1 protein-coding gene is annotated in these 331 nt (G+C 59.5%); it reads left to right on the plus strand.

Translation table 11 applies throughout. The features are described 5' to 3' along the window. Positions 1 to 331 (plus strand): WD40/YVTN/BNR-like repeat-containing protein (locus F8C76_RS19510; protein ID WP_211372212.1); only part of this gene is annotated, 331 nt, incomplete at both ends.

Raw genomic sequence — 331 nt, forward strand, 5'->3', positions numbered from 1 at the left:
CTAGATAGCCCCTATGGCGGCACCCTGTTCGGTGTAACCCCGATTTCTGATAACAACGTCCTGACATATGGCTTGCAGGGCAATGTGTGGTTGACGGCTAATCGGGGGCGCAGCTGGGTGAAAATTCCCTCAAAGCTGACCCGTGGTATCAACGATGGCACCGTACTGGCGGATGGCACGGTGGTGCTGGTCACAAATGCTGGCGGCATCCTTACCAGTCGCGATGGTGGTCAATCCTTTTCCCTACGGTACCTGCCGGGCCGCCGTTCAATCTCCGCTGTTCTTCCCCGGGATGCGGGCGGCATTCTTGTCGCCGGGCAGGGTGGGCTGC

Source organism: Flagellimonas olearia, assembly GCF_009184425.1.
GTDB lineage: Bacteria > Bacteroidota > Bacteroidia > Flavobacteriales > Flavobacteriaceae > Flagellimonas > Flagellimonas olearia.